Origin of the sequence: Caulobacter vibrioides OR37 (genome assembly GCF_000372645.1) — a bacterium.
GTDB lineage: Bacteria > Pseudomonadota > Alphaproteobacteria > Caulobacterales > Caulobacteraceae > Caulobacter > Caulobacter vibrioides_E.
Genome location: NZ_APMP01000029.1, coordinates 38,802 through 57,444 on the forward strand (window position 1 = coordinate 38,802; position 18,643 = coordinate 57,444).

Genomic DNA, 18,643 nt, shown 5'->3' on the forward strand with positions numbered 1-18,643 from the left:
CTTCGGAAAGCTGGTCAGTCACGCCTCAGCGCGGCGAAGGCGATGACGTTGTCACCCAGGCTGGCCGCCGGCTTCGGGGCTTCGGTCGGCGCGGGGCGCGGCTCGGTGTTCGCGGCGTCGGTCGCCTCGGCGGGTTTCAGCGGAGCCAGCAGCACCGGCAGGCGCACCGAGACGCTGGTGCCCGCGCCCAGGCGGCTTTCGATGCTCATCTCGCCGCCGTGCAGCTTGGCGAAGGCGCGGACCAGCGACAGGCCCAGGCCCGTGCCCCTGGCGCGCTGGTCGGGACCGCCGGCCTGCTCGTAGGGACGGCCCAGGCGCTCCAGATCCTCGGGACTGATGCCGACGCCGGTGTCGGCGACGACGATCTCCAGCACCCCGTCATATCCGTGCGCGGTCACCGTCACCTGGCCGCCGCGCGGCGTGAACTTCAGGGCGTTGGAGACCAGGTTCAGCACGATCTGCTTCAAGGCGCGGCGATCGGCGTCGACCTCCAGCTCGCCGGGCGGCAGCACGCCGCGCAGCTGGACCCCGGCGGTGTCGGACTGGACGCGCAGCAGCCGCATCGCCGCCTGCACCGCCTCGCGGGCGTCGAACACGCCGCGCTGCAGCTCGAAGCGCTCGGCCTCGATCTTGGACATGTCCAGCACGTCGTTGATCAGGTCCAGCAGGTGACCGCCGCTTTCGTGGATCAGCTCGGCGTACTCGGCGTAGCGGTCGGTCAGCGGCCCGAACATCTTGGCGCGCATGATGTCGGAAAAGCCCATGATCGCGTTCAGCGGCGTGCGCAGCTCGTGACTCATATTGGCCAGGAAGCGGGCGCGGCCGGCGGCCAGGGCCTCGGCGTCGGCGCGGGCCTGGTCCAGGGCGCTCTCGCGGTTGCGCTCGGCGGTGACGTCGCGCAGCAGGCCGACCAGCTGGTTGGGGGCCACGCGCTGCAGGTCCAGCGCCACGACGCGCTCGACGCCGAGGGCTGGATTGAAGGTCAGGCTGGCCGCGCCGTCGCGGAGCGCCTGGGCGATCGCGGCGGTCAGGCGCTGGCGGTCGCCGGGCGCGGCCGCGGCGGTCAGGCCGCGATTGAACAGGTCGACGGTCGTGACGCCAGGCGGCGGCGCGCCTCGGACGGCGGTCACAGCGCCCTGCCCGCGCACGGCGATGGCCAGGCTGGGCAGGCCGTCCAGCAGGGTCTCCAGGGCGATGATCTCGGAGGCGTAGCGGTCGCCGCGCGCGCCCTGCCGGCGATGGCCGATCAGCAGGCCGGCCGCCAGGCCAAGGCCCGTGGTGACCAGCGCCAGAAAGCCGAGGACGAAGGCCAGGGGTCCGGCCGGCGTCGACGGCGCCAGGCCCGACAGCTGGGTCAGGGCGGCGACGCAGCCGCCGATCAGGGCCAGGGCCGCGCCCTCGGCCAGACGCTTGGGCTGGTCCAGGGTCGAGGCCGCCGCGACCGGCGCCAGGCACCAGGCCGCCATCGCGCCGGACACCCCGCCCGTCAGCACGGCGGCCAGCGAGCCGCCCATCGCCCACAGCACCAGCAGGATCGACTGGGTCCGCTCGTCGTCGCGCGTGAAGGCCAGGCTGGCCAGGGCGGGAACCGCGCCCGCGCCCAGGGCCGCCCAGACGGGCCAGCCAGCGGCGTCGCGCAGGAACAGGGCCGCGGCGGCGGCCAGGCAGACGGACGCCAGCCAGCCCAGGCGCCAGGCCTGGGCGGGATCCATCCCGGCCGCGCGGGCGGCGGGACGTCGGATCGGGTCTGGAAGCGTCTCGAATTCCAAGGGCGGTCGACTTCTGCGCGGCGGGGGGTCACCGTCGCCAAACCTTAACGCGGAGTGACCGCTCCCTCCAAGGCCGCACAATCGTTAAGCGACCTTTCCTCGTGGAAGCGTTGTGGACGGAAACGGAATCGTAAGCGCGAGCTGGCATTGTGTCGCACCTGATCCATACGGATAGAACGTCCGGGAGCCCGCTATGCCAGAACCGGCGTCCCTGGACGCATCGACGCTTCGCCCGCTGGCGGATGCCGTTCCGGCGGAGCGCCGGACGGCCGCGATCGAACGTCGACGCCAAGCGCTCGATGACCGCAAGCGCGCGTTCCTGCGCATGGTCAGCCACGAGCTGCGCACCCCGCTGAACGCCGTGATCGGCTTCTCCGAGATCCTGTCCAAGGAGCTGTACGGACCGCTGGGAAGCCCGCAGTACAAGGAATACGCCACGATCGTGCACGACAGCGGCCTGAAGCTGCTGAAGCTGGTCAACCAGATCGTCGAGATCGCCCGCCTCGAGGGCCACGTCACCGACATCGAGATGACGCCCGAGAACATGGACGAGGCGTTCGAGGACGTGATCGACGCCCTGGACGCCCAGATCCGCCAGCGCGAGGTCATCGTCCACGTGGTCGCCCAGGGGACCCTGCCCACCGTGCTGGCCGACAGCCGGGGCCTGCGGACCATGCTGACGAACCTGCTGCAGAACGCCGTCACCCACTCGCCCGCTGGGGGAGTCGTGCACGTCGCCGCCGCCCGCATCGGCGGCGAGGTCGAGATCACCATCCGCGACCAGGGACCCGGCGTGGACAGCGCCGAGCTGCCGCGCCTGCTGCAACCGTTCGAGCAGGGCGGCGCCATCCTGACCCGCGGCCACGAGGGCGTCGGCCTGGGGCTGCCGATCGTCGACCTCCTGTCGCGCGCGATGGGCGGACGCCTGAAGCTGTCGTCCAGCCTGGGCGCGGGCTTCCTGGCGCGGCTGATCCTGACGGCGGCCTGAGGCGGGGAGCCGGACCGCCCTCCCCCTCGACAAGCCGCGGGCGGCCCCCTAATTGGCCGCCATGAGCACTTCCTCCCCTGGCGCCATCGACACCGCCCTGAACGACCTCGCCGACGAGTTCGAGTTGCTGGGCGACTGGGAAGAGCGCTATCGCTACGTGATCGAGCTGGGTAAGGACCTCGCGCCCCTGACCGACGCCGAGCGCTCGGAGGAGAACAAGGTGCGCGGCTGCGCCAGCCAGGTGTGGCTGGTCACCGAACCCCAGGCCGACGGAACGCTGAAGTTCCGGGGCGACAGCGACGCCCACATCGTCAGCGGCCTGGTGGCCATCATGCTGCGCCTCTATTCGGGCCGCGCGCCGGCCGACATCGTCGCCTTCGACGCCAAGGGCGCGATGGACCGGCTGGGCCTCTCGGGCGCCCTGTCCTCGCAGCGCTCCAACGGCCTGAAGTCGATGGTCGCCCGCATCCAGCACGACGCGAAGTCCGCCCTTGGCTAGCTATCGCGTCGCGGCGCTGTACCGCTTCACGCGGTTCGAAGACCCGGCGGCGATCCAGGGACCGCTGGCCGCCCTCTGCGACCGCCTGGGCGTCAAGGGCACCCTGCTGCTGGCCCGCGAGGGGATCAACGGCACGATCGCCGGCGAGGACGCCGCCATCGCGGCGGTGCTGGACCACATCCGCGCCCTGCCCGGCTGCGCCGACCTGTCGCCCAAGACCGCCTGGGCCGAGCGGACGCCCTTCCACCGCATGAAGGTGCGGCTGAAGAAGGAGATCGTCACCCTGGGCGAGCCCGACCTGGACCCGACCGACGCGGGGACCTATGTCGCGCCCGCCGACTGGAACGCCCTGATCAGCGATCCCGACGTCGTGGTCATCGACACCCGCAACGCCTACGAGGTCGCCGTCGGCACGTTCGAGGGCGCGATCGACCCCAAGACCGCCAGCTTCTCGGACTTCCCCGCCTGGTTCCGCGACTGGCGCGAGACCGTCGAGGCCGAGCGCGGCCCCGACGCCCCGCCGCTGAAGGTGGCCATGTTCTGCACCGGCGGCATCCGCTGCGAGAAGTCGACCGCCTTCCTGAAGGCCGAGGGCGTCGAGCAGGTCTTCCACCTGAAGGGCGGCGTGCTCGACTATCTGGAACAGGTTCCGGAGCCGGAGAGCCTGTGGCGCGGCGAATGCTTCGTGTTCGACGAGCGGGTCGCGGTCGGCCACGGCCTGTCGGCCGGGACCCACGTGCTGTGCCGGGGCTGCCGGGCGCCGGTCTCGCCGGAGGGCCAGGCCTCCAGCCTCTATGTCGAGGGCGTCTCCTGCCCCGCCTGCCACGACCAGCGCACCGACGACCAGAAGGCCCGCGCCGCCGAACGCCACCGCCAGGCCCTGCATTGCGAGGCGCTGGGCATCGACCACGTCGGCGCGAAATTACCTTCGCGGTCAAGCTGAACCCATCGCCGCGGCCTCGCGTTGACCCGGCTCCCCTCCCCAAGAGAGAGCGCCCCGCGATGCACACGAACGAAGACCACATCAAGCTCGTCAACGGCCTGGTCGAGACCACCATCGACAGCGCCGACGGCTATGAGACCGCCGCCAAGGACGCCGACGGCGCCCGCTACAAGGAACTCTTCCAGCGCCGCGCCCAAGAGCGCCGCTCGATCGCCTCGGAACTGCAGGACGAGGTCCGCCGCCTGGGCGGCGAGGCCAAGGACGACGGCACGATGCTGGCCGCCGCCCACCGCGTGTTCGTCAATCTGAAGGACGCCATGACCAAGGGCGACGAGGCCGTGATCAACGAGGTCGAGGCCGGCGAGGACCACATCAAGGCCAAGTACGAAAAGGCCCTGCAAGACGGCGACGTCCAGCCCCAGACCCGCGCCGTGATCGAAAAGGCCTGGGCCTCGGTCAAGGAAGGCCACGACCAGATGCGCGACATCAAGCACACCCTCAAGCACTAAGCGCGCCGCGCGGAATCTACGACGGGCGGGACCGCGAGGTCCCGCCCTTTTCGCGACCGTTTGCGTCGCGCGCCGCGACACCGCATATGAGGACCATGGAACACGCGCCCCGCATGGTTCTCGACGAGCGTCAGGTGAACCTGATCTCCAAGGCCCTGGCCGAGCCCCGCCGCCGCCAGATCCTCAAGGACGTCGGCGCCCAGTCGGCGCCCTGCGCGTGCAGCGGTCTGCTGGAAAGCTACGAGATCACCCCGGCGACCATGTCCCACCACCTGAAGGAACTGGAAACCGCCGGCCTGATCCAGATCAACCGCCAGGGGAAGTTCGCCTATCTGACGCTCCAGCGGGACGTGCTGAACGCGTACCTGGCGCGGCTGGGGGAGATTTGAGGGGGAAGCGGCTAAGCAGCTCTACTTGTCCTTTAGAACTTCAAGGTCCGAATGATTAATTGGCGCGAAAAGGTCATGACTCCAATTGCTGATAGATAGACTTTGGTTCGGAATGTAAGATTCGAAAGATGGCCAAGTTGGCTTCTGTGATATTATAAAAAATCGAGAAAGATCAGACCTATATCCGAGACCATATTCCCCATATTGGGCCACTAACATCACCGCAACAGCACTCAATGCTTGAAATACGCCATCCAGATTTGCGCGTTCGAATTCCTGCTCTCGATTGTGCTTAACAGCATTATAATCAGCATACCACAGCAGATCGGCGGTAGGGTTAGAACCCAATCCCCAACCCTTAAAAGGGTATATTGGCTCCAATTCGGGAAAGGAGGGAAAACTGACGGCAAACTCACGAAGCCGCATAATATTAGCCAAATTCACATATTCTTTTGTACTGAACGATTTCTTCTGGGCACCGTTAGATGTCAGAACACCACGCCATTGAGCCTCCACTTCAGTACACGCAAGTATAAGCAAGTTTCTTATATCGTGACCAAAAGTGCAGAGATTTTTAGGACAAGGATGAACAGTCTGGCAAATCCTCTCAAGTTGCCTAAGTAAAGATAAAGCTTGTCCATGTGAGCCAGCCACAACCACAGGCTCCAGGTTTAAACTTGGACACCACGAACGATCACCATCGCGCGCTCCAAATAGGGGGCGGGCAATGCGCCTATAGAATTGGCCCATTTCTAGACGGGTTGGATGGAATGGATCTCCGTCTTCAAACCAAGGTGTTTCTGCCCGCATACGATCAAGAGCAGTCTCACCTGGACGCGCTCGAAACTCACGTGCCAATCCGTTGCGATTTAGGATGTCGTAGGCAATCTCATCATCAATATACCAAGCCTCTTCCATATTCTGTGGACTCACGGCGCGGATGAAGCAAGGCACGGAAGCCTCCCGAAGACGAATGGCGATATCACGCCCGAATGAATGCTAACTGCAACACCAGCCTGCTTCCGAGTGAGCCCCAATCCCAAAACGCTAGCTCCAGCCCAGAAATTCCGCCCCCGCCCCTTCAATCAATTCGACGATTGTCTAAATATCTAACCGTTCGCCACAGTCGGCCGAACGGAGAGAGACAATGAGCAAGCTTACGGGCAAGACCGCCGTGGTGACGGGCGCGTCGAAGGGTATCGGGGCCGCGATCGCCAAGGCGCTGGCCGCCGAGGGCGCGGCGGTGGCAGTCAATTACGCCTCCAGCCGCGAGGGCGCCGACAAGGTGGTCGCCGAGATCGTCGCGGCCGGCGGCAAGGCCATCGCCGTCCAGGGCGACGTGGCCCAGGGCGCGGACGTCGCGCGGCTGTTCGACGAGACCCAGAAGGCCTTCGGGGGCGTCGACATCCTGGTCAACAACGCCGGCGTCTACGCCTTCCGGGCGCTGAACGACGTGACCGAGGCCGAGTATCGCCGCCAGTTCGACACCAATGTGCTGGGCGTCCTTCTGGCGAGCCAGGAAGCCGCGCGCCGCTTTGGCCCGGACGGCGGAAACATCATCAACATCAGCTCGATCGTGACCACGCTGGATATGCCGGAGTCGTCGATCTACACGGCGACCAAGGCCTCGGTGGACTCGATCACCCGCGTGCTGGCCAAGGAGCTGGCGCCGCGCAAGATCCGCGTCAACGCCATCTCGCCCGGCGCCGTCGAGACCGAGGGCACCCACGCCATGGGCATGATCGGTAGCGAGATGGAGGCCGGCCTGGTCGCCATGACGCCGCTGGGCCGCATGGGCCAGCCGTCCGACATCGCCTCGGTCGCCGCCTTCCTGGCCTCGCCCGACAGCGGCTGGATCACCGGCGAGATCATCGCCGTGTCGGGCGGCGCCCGCTAACTCAAACCATCCGGTAGTGCCGCGCCAGGCTCTGCAAGGCGAGTTTCAGGACCGTCTTGCCGGCCCGGCGCGGCAGCTTCAGCGACCGCTCGGCCGTCTCCAGGGCCGAGCCCAGCAGGCAGACGTTTTCGAGGATGCCGCGCAGGCCAGGCCCCACGGCGTCCAGGGCCTTGGCGATCCGCTGGCGCGCCGCGGTGTCGCGTTCGGCCGGCGCCAGGCCGGGCCGCCCGCCCTCCACGCGCGGCCCCGCGTCCCAGGCCATGGTCATCCGGCCCTGGGTTCCCAGGCTCTCGAAATCCTCGCGCAGGCGTTCGCCGGCCGCCGCCTCGATCGGGGTCAGCCACGGACGGCCTTCCCGGTCGCGTCGGCGGGCCAGCCAGGCGATCGGCGATTCTCCCAGATTGCGCCGCGCGGTCCCCTCGCCCGCCGGGGCGGCCACCGTTTCCTCGATCACGCCGGGCCGCCCGGGCGGCGGGGGCGGGACCGTCGGCTCGGGCCGCGCCACCAAGGTCCAGCCGCCCTGCGCGCGCGGCTTCAGCGTCGCCTCGCGGGCCAGGACCCGGAAGGCCGCCTCGTCCAGGCTCAGCATCACCGCGCGCCGGCGGTTAGCGCCCAGGCGCACGCCGTAGCCGGTCTCCCGCGCCTCGATCACGGCCCCGGGGCGCGCCAGCAGCCGCATCGCGCGCTCGGCCTGGCGACGCGCCTCCAGCTCGGCCTCGAAGGCGGCGGCGCTCACGGCAGGTCCTCGACATGGATCGGCGCCTGGCGCAGGCACGCCTCCAGCTCGGCGAGCCGGCGATCGAAGGCGGCGTCCTCGCGCAGGTCCTCGATCTTGCGGCAGGCGTGGCCGCAGGTGGTGCGGTCGCGGCCGAACGCATAGGCCACCCGGTTCAGCGACCAGTGGAACGTGATGTGGGTCAGATAGATGGCCAGTTGCCGGGCGCGGACGGCGGTGTTGGAGACCCGCTTGGGCGCGTTGATCTCGCCGGCCGGCACGCCGGTGGCCAGGGAAACGAGATGGGTGACGAAGCCGACCGTCAGGCGGTCGCGTCGGGGATCGGGCGTGACCGCCCAGATGTCCTCAAGGGCTTGAACCAGCATGGCGTCCTCTCCTCCGGGCAGCGAGTATTCCCGGTTGGCGCCACTATAGGTTTATTTTCCCAGACAGAGGAAGATATTCCTATCCTCGACATGCCTCGGGTGACTAAGGCTTTGATTTAACCCCGCATCGCTCGCCTTACGCCCAAGCCGGGACGGGCATAGAGGCCGTCGCGCCCCAGGAGGCGGCGGACCGAATCGACACGGTCGCGAGACCGTGGCCCGGCTCACCGGGCCTTGCCGCCCTGTTCGGCGATCCAGGCGTCAATGCGGGTCTCCAGCAGCGACAGCGGGAGCGAGCCGTGCAGCAGCACCGCGTCGTGGAAGGCCCGCTCGTCGAACCGATCGCCCAGCTTGGCTTCCGCCCGATGGCGCAGCTCCAGCAGCTTCAGCTCGCCGACCTTGTAGGCCAGGGCCTGGCCCGGCCAGGAGACGTAGCGCTTCAGCTCGACCTCGATATTGACCGGCGACAGGGCGGTGTTGTCGGTGAAGCAGGCGCGGGCCTGGTCCAGGGTCCAGCCCTTCCAGTGCATTCCGGTATCGGCCACTAGGCGGCAGGCGCGCCACATCTCGTAGGACAGGCGGCCGAACAGCTCGTAGGGGTCGCGATAGATCCCCATCTCCTCGCCCAGCCACTCCGAATAGAGCCCCCAGCCCTCGCCATAGGCGTTGAAATAGAGGGTCTGGCGGAAGGCCGGCACGCCGGTCTGCTCCTGGGCCAGCGAGGTCTGGATGTGGTGGCCGGGCGCGCCCTCGTGCAGCACCAGGGCCGGCAGTTCGTACAGCGGCCGCTGGTCCAGCTCGGAGGTGTTGATCATCAGCCCGCCGGCCCGGCCGACCTTGGGGTCGCCGCCGAAATAGCGGCCGGTGGTGTAGCCCTTCTCGATGCTGGCCGGCACCGGCCGCACGCCATAGGTCAGGCGCGGCAGGACGCCAAAGTGGGCCGGCAGCTGATCGTCGGCGCGCTTGGCGATCTCGCTGGACTTTTCCAGCAGCTGCTGACGGCTGGTGGCGTAGAAGCGCGGATCCTTGCGCAACATGGCGATGAAGGCCGGAAGATCGCCCTGGAAACCGGCGGCCTTCATCGCGTCGCGCATCCGGGCGCGGATGCGGGCCACTTCCGACAGGCCCAGCTGGTGGATCTGGTCGGGCGTCATCTCGGTGGTCGTGTGGCGGCGCACGAGGAAGGCGTAATAGCGCCGACCGTCCGGCAGGTCCGAGGCGGCCAGGCTCTTGGCGGCGTGGGGGACGTACTCCTCGGCCATGAACGTGACGAAGCCGGCGCGGGCCGGCGCGACCTTGTCGGTCACGGCCTTCTCGCCCTCGGCGATCAGGGCGGCGCGGTTGGCCAGGCCCGCCGGCAGGGCGCGCAGCGGCGCCAGCAGCGGATCGTCGGCCAGCGGCGTGGCGGCCGCGCGCTGGGCGCGTTCGAGCACCGCCTGGGCGGTCGGCGCGGCCTGGACGAAGCCGGTCTTCACGCCCCGCCGGGCGTTGTCGATATTGGCCGCGTACCAGCCGGGCATGGCGTTCAGCAGGCCGATCCAACGCCGGGCCTCGGCCTCGGTCTTCAAGGTCATGCCGCTGGCGCGGTACAGCATCATCACGTCGAAGCCGCCGTCGCTGCTGAACGGCATCCGCGCCTCGTCGAAGGCCGCGGCCTCGATTCGGTCTTTCAGGCTGTAGAGCAGGAGATCGCGGGTCAGCCGCTCCTCGTCGGACAGGCCCTTGCTTCCCATGGCCGTGAGTTCGGCCTGGATGGTTTTCAGCCTCGCCGCGCGGTCGGCGTCGGCGGCCGGCGAGACGTCGGGCAGACGCCAGCGGGCGTCGGCCGCGCCGCCGGAATCCGGATCCTCGCCCGGATCGCCCAGCGCCTCGTAGCGCGCCACGAGGCCCGTCAGGGTGTCGGAAGGCGAAGCCCAAGCCGCCGAAGCGGCCAGCACGGCCAGGGAAACGCCGATGCAAGCGCCGGCCAGACCGGCGCGCCAGGAGCGGAGGTGAGTCATGGACGAGGAGCTTAGGCGAACGTCACCGGTCTCGCGACAGCCGAATCGACAGCAGCCGGTCGCGTGACCGGTCGTCGTAAGGCGTCCAATATTCGGGAAGAAACCGAGAATGGAGCGGGCGAAGAGATTCGAACTCTCGACATCCACCTTGGCAAGGTGGCGCTCTACCACTGAGCTACGCCCGCGCTATTCGCGAGATATGGTCTCATCCACGCATCCCGAAGACCGGGAGGAATGGAGCGGGCGAAGAGATTCGAACTCTCGACATCCACCTTGGCAAGGTGGCGCTCTACCACTGAGCTACGCCCGCATCGGAGGGGCTTCGAAGAGCGCCCCGCGACGAGGAGGCGGCTTATGGCAGAGCGCTTCGCGCTTTGCAAGCGCCCTTTGAGGGGTTGCGAAGCGGGTTTTTTCGGAGGCTTGATCCGGACGGGTTTCGATCGGCTTTTTCCCTGGGGGCGGAGTTCCAAGCGTTGCGTCTTTTCGTGTTCGGTCTGGGCTATGTCGGCGCGGCGTTCGCCCGCGCCTTGCGCGCGCGCGGCTGGGAGATCGCCGCCACGGCGCGGGACGAGGGTCAGGCCGAGCGGTTGCGCGCCCAGGGAATCACGCCGGCCGATCCGCGCGACCGCGAGGCCATGGCCGCCGCCCTGGCCGGCGTGAACGCCGTCCTGATCACCGCCCCGCCCGGTCCCGAGGGTTGCCCGGCGCTCGACGCCCTGGTTCCCGCCTTGGCCCAGGCCGAGGCCTTCCCCGACTGGATCGGCTATCTGTCCACCACCGGGGTCTATGGCGATTTCGAGGGCCGCTGGGTGTTCGAGACCTCGCCGCTGAAGGCCCAGTCGATCGAGGGCGCGCGTCGGGTCGGGGCCGAGCGCGACTGGCGCCAGGTGGGCGCCGGCATGGGCCTGACGGTCGCCGTGTTCCGCCTGCCCGGCATCTACGGCCCCGGCCGCAGCGCCCTGGACCGCCTGCGCGCCGGCGAGGGGCGGCGCATCGTCAAGCCCGGCCAGGTGTTCAGCCGCATCCATGTCGACGACATCGTCTCGGGTCTGCTGGCCTCGCTGGACCGCCCGCGCGCCGGCGGCGTCTACAATCTGGTCGACGACAAACCCTCGCCGCCGCAGGACGTGATGGAATACGCTGCCCGCCTGCTGGGCGTCCCGGTTCCGCCGGACCTGCCCTTCAACGAACTGGGCCTGTCGCCGGCCACCCGCCGCTTCTACGCCGAGAACAAGCGCGTCTCGAACGCCCTGGCCAAGGCGGAGCTGGGCTGGCGGCCGACCTATCCGACCTATCGCGAGGGGCTGGCGGCGGTGCTGGAGGCGGGGGGTTAGGAGCCCCTACTCGTCGTCGATCGCCGGCAGCCTTGGCGTGATCCCGACCGCGTCCAGACCGGCCGCGTTGCGCAGGCGCGCGGCGCGTGCCAGGCGGCGGCTCACCAGATCGCCCTCCTCCGGCTCGGCCAAACCTCGCGCCTCGGCCACCGCCGCGACCAGGCGTTCCAGGTCCTGGGGACGCGACAGCCTGTGGTCGCCGTCCTTGATCAGGCTGAAGACGACGTCGTCGGACGTCAGCGCGTTGGCCAGTTCCAGCGCGTGGGTCCACGGCACGTCCGGATCGGCCCCGCCCTGCAGCACGCGGACCGGAACGTCGATCGGCACGGGCCCGGGCAGGATCGACCACCGCGCGCCGTCCTCCAGCAAGGCCCGCGTGATCGGATAGCCGCCGTCGTCGTATTCCGAAGGCCGGATCCAGAAGCCGTCGCGGGCGATGGCCGCCTTGGCCTCGTCCGACAACTCGGGCGCCATCAGCTTCTCGGTGAAGTCCGGCGCCGGCGCGATCAGCACCAGGGCCTTGACCCGGTCCGGCCGCGCGATCGCCGCCAGACACGCCAGCCAGCCCCCCATGGACGAGCCGACCAGCACCAGCGGGCCGTCGGTGAGCGCGTCGATCACCGCCAGGGCGTCCGCGCGCCAGCGGCTGATGGTTCCGTCCTTGAACTGACCATCCGACTCGCCGTGGCCGAAATAGTCGAAGCGCACATAGGCCCCGCCCGTCGCCTTGGCCTGCTCGGCCAGGACCTCGGCCTTGGTCCCGGTCATGTCGCTGTGGAAACCCCCGAGCCAGACGACCGTTGGTCCCTCGCCCTCCACCCGGCGGAAGGCGAGGTTGGAGCCGTCTTCGCGCGGCAGGGCGCCCCGGGATTCGGTCATGGCGTCGCCTCGTTCCTTTCGCTAACTAAAACGCGTTCATTTCGCCGAGAGTGATGTGCCCGACCTGCCCGCCGATTTCACCCTGCTTCAGGTCACCCCCGAACTGGAAACCGGCGGGGCGGAACAGACGACGATTGATGTCGCCCACGCGGTCGTGGCGCAAGGCGGCAAGGCGCTGGTCGCGACCCGGGGCGGCCGCATGGCCTCGCGCCTGGAAGCCGACGGCGGCCGCCTGGCCCAGATGCCGGCTCAGTCCAAGAACCCCCTGGTCATGCTGGGCAACGCCGCGCGGCTGATCGACCTGATCCGGCGCGAGAAGGTCAGCCTGGTCCACGCCCGCTCGCGCGCGCCGGCCTTCAGCGCCCTGTGGGCGGCGCACGCGACGGGGACGCCGTTCGTGGCGACCTATCACGGCGTCTACAACGCCAGATCCAATCTCAAGCGCTGGTACAACGCGGTCATGACCAAGGGCGATCTGGTCATCGCCAATTCCGAGTACACGCGCGACCACGTCATTCGCGAGCACGACATCGCGCCCGACAAGGTAGTGGCGATCCCGCGCGGCGTCGACCTGTCGCGCTTCGAGCCGGGCGTGGTCGGGGCCGACCGCGTCGAGGCGCTGCGCAAGGCCTGGGGCGTGGCCGATGGCGAGCGGCGGCTGAAGGTGTTGTTGGCCGGCCGGCTCACCCGCTGGAAGGGCCAGGGCCTGATGGTCGAGGCCATGAAGATCCTGAAGGCGCGCGGCGAGGACCGGGTGCTGCTGTTGCTGGCCGGGGACGACCAGGGCCGCAAGGGCTATCGGGCGGAGCTGACCGCCGCCATCGCCGAGGCCGGCCTGGAAGACGCGGTCAAGCTGGTCGGCCATTGCGACGACATGCCGGCTGCCTATTTGCTGGCGGACGTGGCCGTCGCCCCATCGCTGGAGCCCGAGGCCTTCGGCCGCACGGCGGTGGAACCGCAGATCATGGCCCGGCCGGTGATCGCCGCCGACCATGGGGCCGCTCGCGAGACCGTGCTGCCCGGCGAGACGGGCTGGCTGGTCAAGCCGGGCGACGCCGAGGCCTGGGCCGACGCCCTGTCGCGGGCGGGCGACACCGGCGCGGCCGGCCGGCAAACCATGGGCCTGACGGCCAGAACACGTGCTCGACGGTTGTATTCCGTGGACGCGATGTGCGAAGCGACGCTCAAGGTCTATGCGCGCGTGTTGCGGGCCCGAGTTGCGGAGCGTTCGTCTTGAGCAAGGAGATCAAGAAGGTCCTGGTGATCAAGCTGGGCGCCCTGGGCGACTTCGTCCTGGCGCTGGCCGCGATGAAGAAGATCCGCGCGGCCCACCCCAAGGCCAAGATCACGCTCCTGACCACCCCGCCCTTCGAGGCCCTGGCCAAGCTCAGCCCCTATTTCAACGCCGTCGAGACCGATGGTCGGCCCAGCGACTTCGGCGAGACGCTGGCCATGATCGGCCGCATCCGCAAGGCGCGCTACGACCGGATCTACGACCTGCAGACCAATAGCCGCACCAACTGGTACTTCCAGCTGCTGCGCCCCTTCCCGCCGCAGTGGAACGGCATCGCGGTCGGCTGCGCCCTGCCCCAGAGGGGGCAGGCCCGGCTGCGGATGCATACGCTGGAGCGGCAGGCCGATCAGCTGCGCGCGGCGGGGATCTGGCCGGACGCGCCGACCGAGCCGGGCAGCGCCCCGCCGCCGGACCTGTCGTGGATCCTGCGCAAGCACAAGGAGCCACGCCCCGTCGCCGGCGCCGCCGCGCCCAAGCCCTATGTCCTGTTCGTGCCCGGCGGCTCGGCCCACCGGCCCGAGAAGCGCTGGCCGGTCGAATGCTACGCGCAGCTGGGTTCGCTACTGAAGGCGCGCGGGCTGGATATCGTGATTATCGGCGGGCCGCAGGAAAGCGCCATGGCCCGCCAAATCCAGAAGGCCGTCGGCGGGGCGCGCGACCTGACCGGCCGCACCGACTTCGCGCAGCTGGCGGTGCTGGGCGCCAAGGCGGCCCTGGCCGTGGGCAACGACACCGGTCCGACCCACCTGCTGGCCGCCGCCGGCGCGCCGACCATCGCCCTTTTCTCGGACGCCTCGGACCCCGACCTGTGCGGTCCGCGCGGCCATGTGGCGGTGATCCGCTCACCGGACCTGAAGGCCCTGCCCGTCAGCACCGTGGCCAGCGCGGCGGTGGCCCTGCTGCCGCGCTGAGGCGCGCCAAGCGCCGCTTCGCGCGCCTGGATGGAAAAAACTAGCCCCGGAGACCGTCTCTCCGAGAGCCTTCGCTTGATACGACGCGGTCGGCGCGTCATATATCGGGTTCTCGCGGCGCGCCCAGCGCGGCGCGCACGCGTTCAGCTATATTCCTGTCAACTGCCTCGGAGCCGCCCCTATTCGCCGTCCTATGCAAACGCCGCCCGTCAAGGATGGGCCGCGTATCAACGATGAAATCCGCGTCCCCCGCGTCCTGCTGATCGACCAGAACGGCGAAAAGCAAGGCGAGATGCCGACGTCCGCCGCCCTGGAAGCGGCCGAGGAAGCCGGCCTGGACCTGGTGGAAATCGTTCCGAACGCCAATCCTCCCGTCTGCAAGATCCTGGACTACGGCAAGTTCAAGTTCCAGGAGCAGAAGAAGAAGAACGAGGCGCGCAAGCGGCAAAAGGTCGTCGAGCTCAAGGAAATCAAGCTCCGCCCGAACATCGACATTCACGACTACGAAGTGAAGGCCAAGTCGATGCACCGCTTCTTCGAGGAAGGCGACAAGGTCAAGGTCACCCTGCGCTTCCGCGGCCGCGAAATGGCCCACCCGGAACTCGGCATGAAGCTGCTGCTCAAGGTCAAGGCCGACTTCGACGAAGTGGCCAAGGTCGAGTACGAGCCGCGCATGGAAGGCCGGCAGATGATCATGATCCTGGCCCCGCGCTAGGCTCTGTCAATCCGGACGAACAGCAAGCGCCCCGGTCATCGCGACCGGGGCGTTTTGTTTTCCAAATCCCGCTCCGCAAGCGCTCGACAGCTTCGCACTCTCTGGTAGAGTTTAGAGGGGCTGGGGGATTCCTGCGTGTTCAAGACCTTGATCGCCGCGAGCGCGGCCTGCTTTGCGTTGCTGTGCGGAACGGCCCAGGCCGCCGCCAAGCCGGACCTGGCGATCTACGGCCAGCTGCCGTCCGTCGAGAGCGTCGAGATCTCGCCCGATGGAACGAAACTGGCCTTCGTCGCGACCAATGGCGACGAACGTTTTGTCGTCATCCGGCAGATCGGCGGTTCAATTCTCAAGACCATCTATGCCGGCGCGATGAAGCTGCGCGGCGTCGAGTGGGCGGGTCGCGATCACCTGCTGGTGGTGTCTTCGAGAACCGCCGAGGTCCGCGGCGTGCTGGGCCGCTCGCGCGAATACCTGATGGCGCTGGATTACAATGTCGCGACTGGCCAGCAGACCGGCCTGCTGCGCAACCAAGCCGAATCGATGAACGTCATTCTCGATTGGCCGATGGTGCGGATGATCGATGGACGGCCGTTCGCCTTCGTGGAAGGCGTTCACTTCGTCAACAACTACGGCCGTAACACGCTGTATCGCATCGATCTCGACAAGCAGACGACGCGGATGCTGGATTTCGGGTCCGAGAATGACACCGACGGCTGGCTGGTCGACGCCTCGGGACAAGCCGTCGCCCAGTCGCTGTACAATCAAAACTCCGGCCGCTGGGGATTGAAGATCCGCACCGGGATGAACTGGCGAAAGGTCGACGAGGCCCAGGCCCCCATGGGTTCGTATGGTCTCTCGGGCTTCGGCCGTGACGGCCAAACGATCCTGGTCTGGCGCACCGACGAGAAGAACAACGACCTTCTGCGCGAATATCGCGCGGACGGCCAGCGCGCGGATCTGCCCAGCGACATTGATCTGTCGGGCCTTATCCATGACCCTCAGACCCTGGCGCTTCTGGGCGGCTACAAGCTCGAGGGCGACGATCTCAAATACACCTTCTTCGATCCGGAAGCTCAAAAGACCTGGAACGCCGTGGCCAAGGCGTTCGGCTCGGAGCGCATCAGTCTGTCGTCGTGGTCCCAGAACCGGCGCAAGGTGGTGGTCCTGGCCGATTCCGCGACCGAGGGCCCCGCCTACGCCCTGGTCGATCTTGACGCCCGCAAGGCCGAGTTCCTGGTCCAGGTCTACAAGAACCTCGCCCCCGAACTGATCTCCCCCGTCCGATCGATCAAATACAAGGCCGCCGACGGCCTGGAGATCAGCGGCTACCTGACCCTGCCGCGCGGCAGGGATCCCAAGAACCTGCCGCTGATCGTGCTGCCGCACGGCGGGCCGGAAGGCCGCGACGCGCCCGGCTTCGACTGGTGGAGCCAGGCCCTGGCCTCGCGCGGCTACGCGGTGCTGCAGCCCAACTTCCGAGGGTCCGAGGGGTTTGGCTGGGACTTCGTCAAGGCCGGCTTCGGCGAGTGGGGCAAGAAGATGCAGACCGACCTGTCGGACGGCGTCCGCTGGCTGGCCAAGGAGGGAACGATCGATCCCAAGCGCGTCTGCATCGTCGGCGCCAGCTATGGCGGTTACGCGGCCCTGGCCGGCGCCACGCTGGATCGCGGCGTCTATCGCTGCGCGGTGTCGGTCGCCGGCCCATCCGACCTCAAGAAGATGCTGCTGTCGGTGCGCGAGGCCCACAATGGCGAGGCCTCGTCCTCGCAACGCTATTGGCTGCGCTTCATGGGCGCCGAGGGGATCAAGGATCCGGACCTCGCGGCTCTCTCGCCCGCCAAGCTGGCCGACAAGGTCGAAATTCCGCTGCTGCTGATCCACGGCAAGGACGACACCGTGGTCCGCTACGACCAGAGCCAGACCATGGCCGACGCCATGAAGAAAGCCGGCAAGCCGGTCAGCTTCGTCACCCTGGACGGCGAGGACCACTGGCTCTCGCGCGGCGCCACCCGCCTGAAAATGCTGACCGAGACCGTCGCCTTCGTCGAGAAGAACAACCCGCCCGACTAGGCGACACTCTCCAAAAAAAACCGAAAGCTGTGCCTCGACAGGGATGTGCGCCTTGGTAGTCTGACCGACAGGGGCGAGGGGCCGCGGCCAAACGAAGTTCACGAACCCAGGACATGAACAGGCTGGCGCAAGCCGTGACCTATCGGCCCAAGCTTGGCTGATGAAACGCGGGGATTTGAAGAGCAATGGGCTTGATGATCAGGACCTTGGCGGCGCTCTTGGCGGCGACCAGCTTGAGCGGCGCGGCGATGGCCGCCGCGCCGCTAGAGGCGTATGGCCGCCTGCCCTCGCTATCCGAGGTCGCGATCTCCCCCGACGGAACCGCTTTCGCCCTGGCGGCGACGATCCAGGGTCAGCGCATGGTGGTCGTCAAGTCGATCAACGGACCGGTTCTGGCCTCGGCCGTTGTCCCATTCACCAAGATCCGCGCCTTGACCTGGGCGGACCGGGACCACGTGATCATCGAGGTCTCGCGGACCGATAGCATTGATGGCGTTTCCTACACCCACGAAGCCTTCCAAGCCGCCAGCCTCAACGCCCGCACGGGCGCGTTTGTCCAACTGCCGACCAAGGCGATGGACAGCGTTCTGAACACGATCGGCGGCCGTATCCAGCCAGCCCACGACGGCGCCAAGTCAGTGTTGATAGCGCCGCTGTTGGCCACGGTCGTCAACAATATGCAGGACGGCGGGAGCCACCTGGATCTCTACAAGATCGACCTCGACACGGGCATCGCTTCGCGCATCGTGATGGGCGACAGCACCACCTACGACTATCTCGCCAAGTCGAACGGCGCCGTCCTGGCCAAGGCTAGCTACAAGGAAAGCAGGACGCGCGACAACGCGACCTGGACGCTTGCTCTGCGTCGCAACGGCGCCTGGACAGACGTCTTCACCGCCACAGATACACTCAAGTTTCCGGAGCTGCGCGGGCTATCGCCCGATGGCCAGTCGGTGATCGTCGACACCTGGGACGCCGCCAAAAAAATCTGGCGTCCGACTCCAATCTCGCTCGGCGACGGCAAGATCGGCGAATATCTGGGCCCCGCTGTGGATCAGGGGGCTCTGGTGGGCGCGGATGGAGTCGTCCTGGCCCTCAGCCATAAGCTCGGAGGGCTACGCGAGTACGATTTTCTAGAGCCTCGGATGAAGGCCGTTTGGCCTGCTTTTCGTAACGCCTTTCCCAATCAGAGCGTATCTCTGGTGTCGTGGACTCCAGACCTGAAGAAGCTTGTCATCCACGTGGAAGGCAGTCGAACGGCGGGCGACTACTTTCTGATAGACACAGAGACCAAGCACATCGACCAAATCGGCTCGTCCTACAGCCAAATTACGCCGGCGGATGT

At 67.8% G+C, this 18,643-nt stretch carries 17 protein-coding genes, 2 tRNA genes and 1 pseudogene; 12 read left to right on the top strand and 8 right to left on the bottom strand.

The annotated features are described in order from the left end of the window. Nucleotides 1–14 precede the first annotated feature (14 nt). The gene (gene divJ, locus OR37_RS17395; RefSeq protein WP_004622842.1) at nucleotides 15–1,769 is read right to left on the bottom strand and encodes a cell cycle sensor histidine kinase DivJ; all 1,755 of its coding nucleotides are present in this window, start codon (nucleotides 1,767–1,769) and stop codon (nucleotides 15–17) included. Between the two features lie 193 nt (nucleotides 1,770–1,962). Here divJ and OR37_RS17400 point away from each other — a divergent pair, with 193 nt between their 5' ends. From OR37_RS17400 to OR37_RS17420, 5 genes are all read left to right on the top strand, one after another. Beyond that, the gene (locus OR37_RS17400) at nucleotides 1,963–2,757 is read left to right on the top strand and encodes a sensor histidine kinase (RefSeq protein ID WP_004622843.1); all 795 of its coding nucleotides are present in this window, start codon (nucleotides 1,963–1,965) and stop codon (nucleotides 2,755–2,757) included. A gap of 61 nt (nucleotides 2,758–2,818) precedes the next feature. Then, nucleotides 2,819–3,256 (top strand): SufE family protein, encoded by a 438-nt coding sequence (locus tag OR37_RS17405; RefSeq protein ID WP_004622844.1) that lies wholly within the window; start codon nucleotides 2,819–2,821, stop codon nucleotides 3,254–3,256. Beyond that, entirely contained in the window at nucleotides 3,249–4,199 is a 951-nt protein-coding gene (gene trhO, locus OR37_RS17410) for an oxygen-dependent tRNA uridine(34) hydroxylase TrhO (RefSeq protein WP_004622845.1), read from the top strand. Before OR37_RS17405 ends, trhO begins: the two co-directional genes overlap by 8 nt. 59 nt (nucleotides 4,200–4,258) lie before the next feature. Beyond that, a complete protein-coding gene (locus OR37_RS17415) occupies nucleotides 4,259–4,708 on the top strand; it encodes a PA2169 family four-helix-bundle protein (RefSeq protein ID WP_004622846.1) in 450 nt (149 codons plus the stop codon). A 95-nt stretch (nucleotides 4,709–4,803) separates the two neighbouring features. Continuing rightward, nucleotides 4,804–5,097 carry an ArsR/SmtB family transcription factor gene (locus OR37_RS17420; RefSeq protein ID WP_004622847.1) on the top strand — a complete coding sequence of 98 codons (294 nt, stop codon included), beginning with the start codon at nucleotides 4,804–4,806 and terminating at the stop codon, nucleotides 5,095–5,097. Between the two features lie 21 nt (nucleotides 5,098–5,118). Here the strand turns inward: OR37_RS17420 and OR37_RS21720 are convergent, their stop codons facing one another. After that, nucleotides 5,119–6,051, bottom strand: coding sequence for a hypothetical protein (locus OR37_RS21720; protein ID WP_004622848.1), 933 nt, complete (start codon nucleotides 6,049–6,051; stop codon nucleotides 5,119–5,121). A 193-nt stretch (nucleotides 6,052–6,244) separates the two neighbouring features. On the opposite strand from OR37_RS21720, the gene OR37_RS17425 reads away from it, so the two are divergent. Beyond that, entirely contained in the window at nucleotides 6,245–6,994 is a 750-nt protein-coding gene (locus OR37_RS17425) for a glucose 1-dehydrogenase (RefSeq protein WP_004622849.1), read from the top strand. A gap of 1 nt (nucleotide 6,995) precedes the next feature. On the opposite strand, the gene OR37_RS17430 is transcribed toward OR37_RS17425, so the two are convergent. The 5 genes from OR37_RS17430 to OR37_RS17450 form a co-directional block, all read right to left on the bottom strand. Continuing rightward, nucleotides 6,996–7,673: a DUF6456 domain-containing protein gene (locus tag OR37_RS17430; RefSeq protein ID WP_054508582.1), complete on the bottom strand. Its 678-nt coding sequence runs from the start codon at nucleotides 7,671–7,673 to the stop codon at nucleotides 6,996–6,998. 53 nt (nucleotides 7,674–7,726) lie between these two features. Further along, nucleotides 7,727–8,095 carry a helix-turn-helix domain-containing protein gene (locus OR37_RS17435; protein WP_004622851.1) on the bottom strand — a complete coding sequence of 123 codons (369 nt, stop codon included), beginning with the start codon at nucleotides 8,093–8,095 and terminating at the stop codon, nucleotides 7,727–7,729. Nucleotides 8,096–8,319: 224 nt separating this feature from the next. Beyond that, nucleotides 8,320–10,095 carry a DUF885 domain-containing protein gene (locus OR37_RS17440; protein ID WP_004622852.1) on the bottom strand — a complete coding sequence of 592 codons (1,776 nt, stop codon included), beginning with the start codon at nucleotides 10,093–10,095 and terminating at the stop codon, nucleotides 8,320–8,322. Between the two features lie 110 nt (nucleotides 10,096–10,205). Then, nucleotides 10,206–10,280 (bottom strand) — tRNA-Gly (locus OR37_RS17445). A 50-nt stretch (nucleotides 10,281–10,330) separates the two neighbouring features. Beyond that, nucleotides 10,331–10,405, bottom strand: a tRNA-Gly gene (locus OR37_RS17450). A 163-nt stretch (nucleotides 10,406–10,568) separates the two neighbouring features. Between OR37_RS17450 and OR37_RS17455 the strand changes: the two genes are divergently transcribed. Continuing rightward, nucleotides 10,569–11,429, top strand: coding sequence for an SDR family oxidoreductase (locus OR37_RS17455; RefSeq protein WP_004622854.1), 861 nt, complete (start codon nucleotides 10,569–10,571; stop codon nucleotides 11,427–11,429). 6 nt (nucleotides 11,430–11,435) lie between these two features. Here the strand turns inward: OR37_RS17455 and OR37_RS17460 are convergent, their stop codons facing one another. Then, complete coding sequence (locus tag OR37_RS17460) at nucleotides 11,436–12,308, bottom strand: alpha/beta hydrolase (RefSeq protein WP_004622856.1); 873 nt, start codon at nucleotides 12,306–12,308, stop codon at nucleotides 11,436–11,438. Nucleotides 12,309–12,363: 55 nt separating this feature from the next. On the opposite strand from OR37_RS17460, the gene OR37_RS17465 reads away from it, so the two are divergent. The 5 genes and pseudogenes from OR37_RS17465 to OR37_RS17485 all read left to right on the top strand — a co-directional run. Beyond that, the gene (locus tag OR37_RS17465) at nucleotides 12,364–13,545 is read left to right on the top strand and encodes a glycosyltransferase family 4 protein (protein ID WP_004622858.1); all 1,182 of its coding nucleotides are present in this window, start codon (nucleotides 12,364–12,366) and stop codon (nucleotides 13,543–13,545) included. After that, nucleotides 13,542–14,513 carry a glycosyltransferase family 9 protein gene (locus OR37_RS17470; RefSeq protein WP_004622861.1) on the top strand — a complete coding sequence of 324 codons (972 nt, stop codon included), beginning with the start codon at nucleotides 13,542–13,544 and terminating at the stop codon, nucleotides 14,511–14,513. The genes OR37_RS17465 and OR37_RS17470 overlap by 4 nt, the downstream gene beginning before the upstream one ends. 193 nt (nucleotides 14,514–14,706) lie before the next feature. Beyond that, nucleotides 14,707–15,228: a translation initiation factor IF-3 gene (gene infC / locus OR37_RS17475; protein ID WP_004622863.1), complete on the top strand. Its 522-nt coding sequence runs from the start codon at nucleotides 14,707–14,709 to the stop codon at nucleotides 15,226–15,228. A gap of 135 nt (nucleotides 15,229–15,363) precedes the next feature. Further along, nucleotides 15,364–17,298, top strand: a complete 1,935-nt coding sequence (locus OR37_RS17480) for an alpha/beta hydrolase family protein (RefSeq protein ID WP_004622865.1) — start codon at nucleotides 15,364–15,366, stop codon at nucleotides 17,296–17,298. A 194-nt stretch (nucleotides 17,299–17,492) separates the two neighbouring features. Continuing rightward, nucleotides 17,493–18,643, top strand: a pseudogene (locus tag OR37_RS17485) (hypothetical protein); the annotation flags it as partial.

Excerpts from the sequence above, each read along its gene's own strand:
- infC (WP_004622863.1), top strand. The coding sequence starts at position 14,707 with ATGCAAACGCCGCCCGTCAAGGATGGGCCGCGTATCAACGATGAAATC.
- OR37_RS17420 (WP_004622847.1), top strand. The coding sequence starts at position 4,804 with ATGGAACACGCGCCCCGCATGGTTCTCGACGAGCGTCAGGTGAACCTG.
- OR37_RS17460 (WP_004622856.1), bottom strand. The coding sequence starts at position 12,308 with ATGACCGAATCCCGGGGCGCCCTGCCGCGCGAAGACGGCTCCAACCTC.
- OR37_RS17400 (WP_004622843.1), top strand. The coding sequence starts at position 1,963 with ATGCCAGAACCGGCGTCCCTGGACGCATCGACGCTTCGCCCGCTGGCG.
- OR37_RS17435 (WP_004622851.1), bottom strand. The coding sequence starts at position 8,095 with ATGCTGGTTCAAGCCCTTGAGGACATCTGGGCGGTCACGCCCGATCCC.
- OR37_RS17415 (WP_004622846.1), top strand. The coding sequence starts at position 4,259 with ATGCACACGAACGAAGACCACATCAAGCTCGTCAACGGCCTGGTCGAG.
- OR37_RS17425 (WP_004622849.1), top strand. The coding sequence starts at position 6,245 with ATGAGCAAGCTTACGGGCAAGACCGCCGTGGTGACGGGCGCGTCGAAG.
- OR37_RS17430 (WP_054508582.1), bottom strand. The coding sequence starts at position 7,673 with ATGCGGCTGCTGGCGCGCCCCGGGGCCGTGATCGAGGCGCGGGAGACC.
- OR37_RS17405 (WP_004622844.1), top strand. The coding sequence starts at position 2,819 with ATGAGCACTTCCTCCCCTGGCGCCATCGACACCGCCCTGAACGACCTC.
- OR37_RS17440 (WP_004622852.1), bottom strand. The coding sequence starts at position 10,095 with ATGACTCACCTCCGCTCCTGGCGCGCCGGTCTGGCCGGCGCTTGCATC.